Origin of the sequence: Halomonas ventosae (assembly GCF_004361885.1) — a bacterium.
GTDB classification, from domain to species: Bacteria; Pseudomonadota; Gammaproteobacteria; order Pseudomonadales; family Halomonadaceae; genus Halomonas; species Halomonas ventosae_C.
Genome location: NZ_SNWH01000009.1, coordinates 100,534 through 110,283, shown reverse-complemented (window position 1 = coordinate 110,283; position 9,750 = coordinate 100,534). Strand labels below are relative to the sequence as shown.

Genomic DNA, 9,750 nt, shown 5'->3' with positions numbered 1-9,750 from the left:
ACGAAGCAACAGGGCAGCGCTGTGCCGCTGCGAACATGGCCGAGGCATTAGCTTAAACTCAGGCAAATTCTGTCTTGACCGTGGGGTCCACTTTAGTCATGCCGCCCGCTAGCCTGCCAGGGAGCGCCATGAACTTCTGCAGTCATTGTGGCCATCGCGTGCGCTTCGCAATCCCCGAGGGGGACGACCGGCCGCGCTATTTCTGTGACGCATGCGGCACCATCCACTACCAGAATCCGCGCATCGTCGCCGGCACCCTGCCGGTCAGCGGCAGCCGGGTGCTGCTGTGTCGCCGGGCCATCTCCCCGCGCAAGGGCTATTGGACCCTGCCGGCGGGCTTCATGGAGAACGCCGAGACCACCGTCGAGGCGGCCGCCCGCGAGACCCGTGAGGAGGCCTGTGCCGAAGTTACGATCCACGGGCTCTATACCCTGATCAACCTGCCGCACATCGACCAGGTTTACATGATCTTTCTTGCCGATCTCGCCGGCGGCTTCGCGGCCGGGCCCGAAAGCCTCGAGGTGGCGCTGTTCGAGGAGCACGAGATTCCCTGGGACGAGCTCGCCTTCCCGACCATCGAGCGCACTCTTCGGCATTTCTACGATGATCGGCGGGATGCCAGCTTTCCGCTGCACGTCAGCGACATCACCGCCGAGGATCGCGAACGCTACGTTGGCAGTGCCTGACGGGGGCAGCGCCTGATCCCCCTCAGTCCCGATCGATGGTGAAGGGCGACCAGGTCTGGCGGGTAGGCATGACTTCCAGCCGGTTGATGTTGATGTGGTCTGGCAGTGTCGCCACGTGGAAGATCTGCTCGGCGATGTCCTCGGCCTGCAGCGGCGTGGTGCCGCGGTAGAGGGCATCCGAGGCGGCCTGGTCGCCCTTGGTGCGCACCAGCGTGAACTCGGTCTCGGCCATCCCCGGCGCAATGTCGGTGACCCTGACCCCGGTGCCTTTCAGGTCGCAGCGCAGGTTGTAGCCGAACTGCTCGACGAAGGCCTTGGTGGCGCCGTAGACGTGGCCGCCGGGATAGGGCCAGCTGCCGGCCACCGAGCCGATGTTGATGATGCTCGCCCCGGCGCCGGTGGCGATCAGGCGCGGCAGCAGGGCATGGGTGACGTTGACCAGCCCGGTGATGTTGGTGTCGATCATGGTGTGCCAGTCGGCGAGGTCTACCTCCTGGGCTGGCTGGGGCGCCAGCGCCAGGCCGGCATTGTTGACCAGGCAGGTGACCTGGCCAAGTTCGTCGGGCAGCGTCTCGACCGCGCGGGCCACCGCCTCGGCGTCCCGCACGTCCAGGGTGAGGGTCAGCACCTCCACGCTGTCGCCGAGTTCCTGCTTCAGAGCCTCCAGCCGCTCGCTGCGGCGGCCGGTGAGAATCAGCGACCAGCCGGCGGCGGCGAAGCGGCGGGCGGCGGCGCGACCGAAGCCGGAGGTGGCACCGGTGATCATGGCGATGGGCATGGGGACTCCTCCTCGAAGTAATGGTGTCTTAAATCCTCCATCATAGGCCGTATATCAAGGTGTCTCCAGCACCCGCAGGTCATGCCCGGCCAGGGAGGCGAGCCTTGTGCTGGCAGTGGCCCCGGTATCATGCACGTGGTCTAATGGGACATGATTACCTCAATTTATGGCTCGCCGGTTTCGGCACCTCGGGTAGCATCTACGCCCATTCCCCTGCGTCAGTGGTGTACGACACTGTCATGGGGCTAACTTATACGCCAGCCTTGACGGCCTCATCAGCGTCAACAGCCCCCGGCCAACCTCTACCCGGGCGGTGGAAGCCGGCACCCTGAGCCTGCGCTTCGGTCCCAGGCCGGCGACGGCGAGCTGGCCGAGCTCTGCACGCGCCTGGTGCATCTCGACACAGCTCGCAAGCCGATCCCGACCCGGCCAGTGTCGCCGCCTACGATGAGGTCCATGACCGCTATCGCCGGTGCCTGGCCGAGCGTCATTCCATTAGCTGATTCCATGGCACGATGCCTTGCACCGCAAGAGAGGAACCCCCCATGACGACCAAACTCGACAGCCTGAAGAGCCACTCTCTGGTGGTCGCGGATACCGGCGACCTTGACGCCATCAAGCGCTATCGGCCGCATGACGCCACCACCAATCCCTCGCTGCTGCTCAAGGCCTTCGACCTGCCTGGCTACCAGGCGTTGATCGACGAGGAGCTCGCCGCCGTGAAGGCCGAATACCCGGACCGGCAGGCCCCGGTCGAGCACGCCGTGGATCGCCTCGCCGTGGCCATGGGCGCCGAGATCGCCCGGCACATTCCTGGGCGCATCTCCACCGAGGTGGCCGCGCGCCTCTCCTTCGACGAGGAGACCAGCGTGCGCAAGGCCCATGAGCTGATCGAGCACTACGACCGGCGCGGCGTGAGCGGAGATCGCGTGCTGATCAAGCTGGCTTCCACCTGGGAGGGCATTCGCGCCGCCGAGCGCCTCGAGCGCGAGGGCATCCAGTGCAACCTGACCCTGCTGTTCAGCGACGCCCAGGCCCAAGCCTGCTTCGACGCCGGCGTATTCCTGGTCTCACCCTTCGTCGGACGGGTCACCGACTGGTACAAGCAGGTGACCGGCCGCGACTACCCGCCAGAGGAGGATCCGGGTGTGCGCTTCGTACGTAGTGTCTGCGAACGGGTCGGTCACGGTGGCTACGACACCGTGGTGATGGGAGCGAGCTTTCGCACCGTCGGCCAGGTGCTGGCGTTGGCCGGCTGCCCGCGGCTGACCATTTCACCGGCACTGCTCGAGCAGCTGGCAGCGGAGGAGGGCGAGGTGGCCCCGGCGGTGACGATTCCCACTGCCGGGGAGCGCCCCATGCCTCTCGACGAGCCCACCTTCCGCTGGCGCCACAATCAGGATGCCATGGCCAACGACAAGCTGGCCGAGGGGATCCGTCGCTTCGACGAGGACCAGCGCACCCTGGAGGCGCGCCTCGCCGAGCGTCTGAGCTGAGCGGTAGGCCGTCAGCTTCCGCCGACTGGCAAGCGGTGATCGAGCATCAGGAGGTCCGGGCGGGCGATCCGCTCCTCTGTGACCGTGTCGTTCACAGCGACTCCAGCCGCCAGAGGTCGAAGGCTGGCTCCTGGTAGGGGTGGGCGAGGCGCAGCGCCGCCACTGCCTCGCGGATCAACGCATCCTCGCAGACCAGCTCCACTTTGAGCTCTTCCACGTGTTTCAGGTCGCCGACCCGTCCGATATGCGGGTCGGCCCCATCCAACGGCCTGAACTGACCCGTGCCCCGGGTCTGGAAGCAGCACGCCTCATAGTCGCCGATGCGCCCGGCGCCGGTGGCGAAGATGGCGTCCTTGACGGCCTCGGCGTTGGCCAAGGGGACGAAAAATGCCAGCTTGTACATGGTTCCGGCTCTTCTCTGCTGTGGGTGTACCCTCCTTGTGCCATATCAAGGCAAAATCGTCAGCCTTTGCGACCATCACATCGGCAAGCGCGGGTCACGACTACGTGGCGGTGGATATGGCCATGCTGAGGTCGTGAACCACCGGGAAGTCGCGATGCTGATTGTCTGTAAAAAGAAGTGAGCGGTAACCAATAGGACATTGACCCTCATGGGCGGTGTTGCTAGGTTTACTGAACATACATTCATGGTTGTTTGTTACGGGTGCCGGGTAGGGACATTGCATGCAAACCAGGGGAGCGGTGTGGTGGTCAGTGTTGTTGGTGGCATCAATGCCGCTCTCGGCTGTTGGGTCGGGGCTCTTGACGCTCAAGTCCGAGAACGATGTCTACTCCAATAGTGGCGATGACGGTCATTATTCCAACGGGGTCGAGCTTATCTGGTCGTTTGAGCCGGGCAATAATCACTGGCTGCGCAGGCTAGCCGAACGGTTGCCCGGCTGGCGAGGAAGTCACGTGGAGAGTGGGGCATACCGGCTTACCCATCAGATATATACGCCGAATGATATCAGCACTCCGTCGCTGATAGAGGATGACCGCCCCTATGCAGGGCTTCTTCTCGCAGGAGTCTCGCTGTTCGATCAGATCTCGCACCGTGGTTGGCGCGAAGTCAGAGGTCTCAACATGGACGTGGGCATCGTTGGACCAGCCTCCGGTGCCGAGTGGATCCAACGTGAGTTTCATGAGTTGGTCTCGTCCACCGAACCGCGGGGCTGGGATCACCAACTCGATAATGAGCCGGTCGTCAACCTTGCCTACAAGCACGCCTGGCTCGACAGGTTCAGTATTGATGGTTATCAGGTGGAGTATGGGCCTACAGCCGGTTTTTCTCTGGGGAACCTGTATACCTATGCGTCGACCGGACTGGGGCTGCGTTTCGGAGAGAACCTCGAGCGCAGTCTGGGAATTCCCGCCATTGCCCCTGCCCAAGGGAGTTGGAGTTCTTTCCGTCCCGGTCAGGACGTTAGCTGGTATGCCTTTGCTTCGCTTGAAGGCCGCTACATGGCCCACAATCTTCTGCTCGACGGCAATACCTTTACGCAAAGCCATTCGGTGGAACGTGAGGAGTGGGTAGGCGATGCTCTTGCCGGCTTGGCGTTGACCTGGGACCGCTGGCAGCTTTCCTTTTCCTATGCCTTGCGCACCGATGAATTCACCCGGCAGGAGTCACAAGACACCGTCGGCTCCTTTATGCTGTCGCGCTGGTTTTGAACTGGAACCATTAGGGCTCGCAAGCTCCCGTGGCTAGGTCGGCCCTGAGAGCATTTCCAAGCAGGCAAGCAGGATTGTCGGCCTCTTCAGGCCATCTGGCTAATGGTTTTACGGAAACGGGTCAGTGAGATGGTGAATAGCACGCTGCCAATCACCCATAGCATTAGAAACTGTTCCCAGACCACATCAATGCCGGCACCGCGAAACAGAATGGCCTGGCTCAGCTCGACGAAATGGGTCGTAGGTGCTAGCAACATCACGTTCTGAACCAGTTCAGGCATACTTTCGCGCGGCGTGGCGCTACCAGAGAGCATCTGCAGCGGTAGCAGGAACAGGATCATCAGCATGCCGAACTGGGGCATGCTACGGGCCAGTGTCGCCAGGAAGATGCCCATTGAGGTGGTAGCGAACAGATGAAGGGCCGCACCAGCCAGGAACAAGGCTACCGAGCCTTCTATCGGTACCTGAAGCAGGCCGCGTACGATGAAGGTCAGTGATAACGTCACCGCCAGCAAGACCACGACCCCCATCGACCACACCTTGGCCAGCATGATCTGCGTTGGTGTCACTGGCATCACCAGCAGGTGCTCGATGGTACCGTGTTCGCGCTCGCGGATCAGCGCCGCCCCCGTCAGAATGATCGAGAGCATCGTGACGTTGTCGATGATAGACATCAGCGAGCCGAACCAAGATTGTTCCAGATTTGGGTTGAAGCGCGCCCGTAGTGCCAGTTCGACGGGAGGGGCAGTGCTAGCGCGATAACCCTTCACGAACTCGTTGATCTCTCCCATGACGATCTGTTGGACATAATTGTTGCCTGCGAAGGCTTGGCTCATGCGCGTGGCATCGATATTGAGCTGAAGGTCGGGCGTACGTCCCGCCAGTACATCACGCTGGAAATTGGCCGGAATGACCAGCGCGAAGGTGAAGTTTCCGGCATCCAGTCCGGGATCCATTTCCTGGAAGGTGATAATTTCCGGATGCACGAACTGCGGCGGGTAGAAGGCCGAGACGATCCGGGTAGAGAGCGGTGAGTCGTCCTCGTCGACGATAGCGATAGGCGCGTTGTTCAGCGTCTCGGGCATTGCCGTGGCGGTCGTGTAAATATCAAGGGTGAATACGTAGACGATCAGCACCAGCATTATCGGGTCGCGCCACAGGCTCCAGAATTCCTTGATGCCCAGGCGGTAAATGTTTGCAATCCTGCGCATGTCAGCTCTCCTGTTTCTTCAGCAGGACGATCGCCATTCCCATGATCACCGGTACCGCCAGCAGCATCGGCAGGAACGACCCGATAAGGTCACCTAGCCCTAGGGACTTGCTGAATACGCCGCGGCTAATGGTGAACATGTAGCTGGCTGGATAAATATTGCCGATGAAGCGTCCGGTGCCTTCCAGCGACGAGACCGGATCGATTAATCCCGAAAACTGGATGGCGGGAATCAGCGTGCCGATCATAGCGAAGAACATGGCGGCAATTTGGCTGCGGGTGATGGTCGAGGCCAGCAGGCCCATGCCGGTGGCGATGATGGAAAATACCAGGGCCGACAGCGCTAGGGTCGGGAAGCTACCGGTGATCGGTACGCCGAACAATGTGATCGCCAGCCCGGTCATCAATAAAAAATTGACCATTGCCAAGCCGATGTAGGGAATTTGCTTGCCGATCAGAAACTCGGCGCGGGTGACAGGGGTGACATAAAGGTTGATGATTGAGCCCATCTCTTTTTCACGCACCACCGAGAGTGCCGTGAGCATTGCTGGCAACATCAGCAACAGCAGTGGAATCACGGCAGGAACCATTGCTGGCAGGCTCTGAATGTCGGGATTGTAACGGTAGCGGTTCTCGATATTGACAGTTGCGGCTTCCATCGCCGCTCCAGATTGCCTTGCCCGCTCTTGAAGCCAATGCTGGTGAATGCCCTGTACATAGCCTTGCACGGTTTCGGCGCGCTGAGGCATGGCGCCGTCGATCCAGGCCCCGATCTCGACGTGACGGCCGCGCACCAGGTCGCGACCGAACCCCGGGGGAATCTCGATCGCCAGGGCCAGCTCTCCGCTGCGCATACGCCGATCCAACTCCGCATAGTCCTCAAGCGGTGGGCGTTCGCTGAAATAGTAGGGCGAACCCGATAGGTTCAGCGCGTAATCGTGACTGAGGGAGCTCTGGTCCCGGTCGAGGATGGCATAGTTGAGATCCTCGACATCCAGGCTGATGCCGAACCCTATCACGAACATCAGGATCAATGAGCCGACCAGCGCCAGGGTGGCGCGCACCGGGTCGCGGCGCAGCTCCAGGGTTTCGCGCCACATATAGCTGAGCAACCGCTGCAGGCTGAAGCGTCGGTGGCGTGGTGCGCCGTGATGCGTCTCTTTGGCGATGAGTGGGGTATCCGAGGGGGAGACGGCTTCTTGGGGCGAGGTCTCCTGTGTGGAACTCTCCTGATCGGCGCCAGCCTCGAGCAGATAACCGATGAAGGCGTCCTCCAGCGTCGCCGCTCCGCGCTTTTCGACCAGCGCCGCCGGGGTGTCACTGTCCAGAACCTTACCTGCGTGCATCATCGACATACGATCGCAGCGCTCGGCCTCGTTCATGAAGTGGGTGGAGATGAAGATTGTTACCCGGTCGTGGCGCGACAGTTCAATCAGTAGGCGCCAAAAAGCATCCCGGGCAATGGGGTCAACCCCAGAGGTGGGCTCGTCAAGAATCAGTAGCTCGGGTTTGTGAACCATCGCGACCGCTAGAGAAAGCCGTTGACGAATTCCTAGTGGCAGGTTTTCCGGCAGGGCATTGAGAACATTGCCGAGACTGAAACGCTCGACCATCTCGGCGACTCTTGCGGGTATATCTTGTGTTGCGATCTGGAATAGGCGTGCATGCAGCACGAGGTTCTGGTGGACCGTGAGTTCGCCGTACAGCGAGAAGGCCTGCGACATATAGCCGACTCGTCGGCGGGTGGCGATGTCGTGAGGATCGACCTCTTGACCGAATAGCCAGGCTCGCCCCTCGCTGGCGGCCAGCAGTCCGGTGAGCATCTTCATGGTGGTCGACTTGCCACAGCCGTTGGAGCCGAGGAAGCCGAATATCTCGCCGCGCCGGATACGGAAACTGACATGGTCGACGGCGGTGAAGTCGCCGAAACGCATGGTGAGTTCCTGAGCCTCAATGGCGGCTTCACCGTCATCCAGTTCCAGCGGTGGGATATCCACCGGCTTGTAGCCACGCTTTTTCTCTTCCGGCAGCAGCTCGATAAAGGCGGTTTCCAATGAGTCGCTGCCGGTGCGTGTCAGTAGTTCCTGGGGAGAACCGGTGGCGAGTATCTTGCCGGCGTCCATGGCCACTAGCTGGTCGAAACGCTGGGCTTCGTCCATGTAGGCGGTAGCGACGATCACGCTCATCTGCGGGCGATCGCCGCGGATGCGGGCGATCAGCTCCCAGAACTGGGCGCGGGCCAGCGGGTCGACCCCGGTGGTGGGCTCGTCGAGAATCAGCAGGTCAGGGTCGTGGATCAGCGCGCAGCATAGCCCCAGTTTCTGTTTCATGCCGCCGGAAAGCTTGCCGGCGGGGCGCTCGAGGAAGGGGAGTAGCCCGGTGCTGCGGGTCAGGTCGTCGATGCGACGCCGACGTTCTTTGGCACCGTGGCCGAATAGACGGCCAAAAAACTGCAGGTTCTCCTCGACGGAGAGTGTCGGATAGAGGTTCTTGCCTAAGCCTTGTGGCATGTAAGCAATGCGCGGGCCGACCTCGTTGCGATGGCGTTTGTTGCTCATCTCTCCGCCCAACACCGTGACCGTGCCTTCTTGGATTTTGCGGGCGCCAGCAAGCAGCGATAGCAGGCTGGATTTGCCGACGCCATCCGGGCCGATCAACCCGACCATGCATCCGGCCGGCAGGGCCAGGTCCAGCGCATCCAGGGCTATGGTGCGGCCGTAGCGCAAGGTAAGCGTGCTGACTTGGGCGACGAGCTGCGTCTCTTGGTTCATGGAATGACATTGACCTTGAGGTGTTCGGGCCAGGTGGCGTCACTGTCGAGCTTCAGGTAAGCCATACCGGGCAGGCCCGTCTTGACCTGATCGATATGCTCGAGCAGCAGGTTCGGATCGATCTGGGCGCGAACGCGAAACATCAGCTTCTGCCGTTCGCTTTCGGTTTCCACGGTCTTGGGGGTGAACTGGGCCACGCTGGATACGAAGCTGACCCTGGCGGGAATTACATAGTCCGGGGCAGCATCCAGCACCAGGTGCACTTCGTCGCCGATGGCAACCCGGCCTACCTCGCGAGTGGGCAAGAAGAAGGTCATGTAGACCTTGGTGAGGTCGACCAGATTGACTACCTTGCCCCCGGCACCCAGCACCTCGCCGGGTTCGGCCACGCGGAACTGTACGCGGGCCAGGCGGTCGCTTTTGAGCTTGCTGTCCTCCAGGTCGGCCTCGATACGTTGGATCGCGGCCTGGGTGGCTTCCACCTCCGACTCGGCCTCGATGACCTGAGATTCGGCAGCGCGGATAGCGGCCTGGGCGGAGAGCACCTGGGCATTGGCCGAGGCCAGGGCGGCCTGCTGGCTCTGGTAGTCGGCCAGGGTGTCGTCGAACTGTTGCCGAGAGATGGCATTGCGCTCCACCAGGCTGGCTGAGCGCTCGTAGCGCTTGCGTGCGGCGTTCAGCTCTGCCTGGCGCTGGTTGACCACGGCTCTTGCGGTTTCAAGTTCGCTCTGGCGCATGGCGACCATGGCTCGGGCTGTCTCCAGGGCATTCTCGGCTCGGCGGTTCTGTGCTCTGGCTTGGGCCAGCTCGGCCTCAAGTGTGTCGGTATCCATGCGAGCGACGATCTGGCCAGGCTCCACGAAATCTCCTTCGTCGACCAGTACCTCGTCGAGGCGGCCGGCGACCCGGGTGGCGATATCGATCTCGGTGGCTTCGATGCGCCCATTGCCGCTGGTGATGCCCTCACCGGGGCCCTCGGGCTGCAGTTCCCGCCAGACCAGCCAGGCCGCGATGCCAACAGCGGCAATGGCCGCCAGGCCCTTGATCAGCTTGCTTTTATGGCTTGTCTTCATATTGTCGCATCCACGATTGATGGTTGGTTAAGCGGCTAACGTTACGTATCGAGACTCTGCATCGA

The 9,750-nt window shown here is 61.8% G+C and carries 8 protein-coding genes; 3 read left to right on the top strand and 5 right to left on the bottom strand.

The genetic code is table 11. The features are described from left to right. Window positions 1-128 precede the first annotated feature (128 nt). A complete protein-coding gene (locus DFO68_RS08985; RefSeq protein WP_133483320.1) occupies window positions 129-686 on the top strand; it encodes an NUDIX hydrolase in 558 nt (185 codons plus the stop codon). A gap of 22 nt (window positions 687-708) precedes the next feature. On the opposite strand, the gene DFO68_RS08980 is transcribed toward DFO68_RS08985, so the two are convergent. Beyond that, window positions 709-1,464: an SDR family NAD(P)-dependent oxidoreductase gene (locus DFO68_RS08980; protein WP_133483319.1), complete on the bottom strand. Its 756-nt coding sequence runs from the start codon at window positions 1,462-1,464 to the stop codon at window positions 709-711. Between the two features lie 545 nt (window positions 1,465-2,009). On the opposite strand from DFO68_RS08980, the gene tal reads away from it, so the two are divergent. Then, window positions 2,010-2,960, top strand: coding sequence for a transaldolase (gene tal / locus DFO68_RS08975; RefSeq protein WP_133483318.1), 951 nt, complete (start codon window positions 2,010-2,012; stop codon window positions 2,958-2,960). 91 nt (window positions 2,961-3,051) lie between these two features. On the opposite strand, the gene DFO68_RS08970 is transcribed toward tal, so the two are convergent. Further along, the gene (locus tag DFO68_RS08970; RefSeq protein ID WP_133483317.1) at window positions 3,052-3,363 is read right to left on the bottom strand and encodes a YqfO family protein; all 312 of its coding nucleotides are present in this window, start codon (window positions 3,361-3,363) and stop codon (window positions 3,052-3,054) included. Between the two features lie 281 nt (window positions 3,364-3,644). Here DFO68_RS08970 and DFO68_RS08965 point away from each other — a divergent pair, with 281 nt between their 5' ends. Further along, window positions 3,645-4,631: a lipid A deacylase LpxR family protein gene (locus tag DFO68_RS08965; RefSeq protein WP_133483316.1), complete on the top strand. Its 987-nt coding sequence runs from the start codon at window positions 3,645-3,647 to the stop codon at window positions 4,629-4,631. Between the two features lie 86 nt (window positions 4,632-4,717). Here the strand turns inward: DFO68_RS08965 and DFO68_RS08960 are convergent, their stop codons facing one another. The 3 genes from DFO68_RS08960 to DFO68_RS08950 are packed head-to-tail and all read right to left on the bottom strand — an operon-like array spanning window position 4,718 to window position 9,685. Continuing rightward, window positions 4,718-5,842: an ABC transporter permease gene (locus DFO68_RS08960; RefSeq protein WP_133483315.1), complete on the bottom strand. Its 1,125-nt coding sequence runs from the start codon at window positions 5,840-5,842 to the stop codon at window positions 4,718-4,720. A 1-nt stretch (window position 5,843) separates the two neighbouring features. Beyond that, window positions 5,844-8,612, bottom strand: a complete 2,769-nt coding sequence (gene rbbA / locus DFO68_RS08955; RefSeq protein WP_133483314.1) for a ribosome-associated ATPase/putative transporter RbbA — start codon at window positions 8,610-8,612, stop codon at window positions 5,844-5,846. Next, the gene (locus tag DFO68_RS08950) at window positions 8,609-9,685 is read right to left on the bottom strand and encodes an HlyD family secretion protein (protein WP_133483313.1); all 1,077 of its coding nucleotides are present in this window, start codon (window positions 9,683-9,685) and stop codon (window positions 8,609-8,611) included. The genes rbbA and DFO68_RS08950 overlap by 4 nt, the downstream gene beginning before the upstream one ends. Window positions 9,686-9,750: the final 65 nt, after the last annotated feature.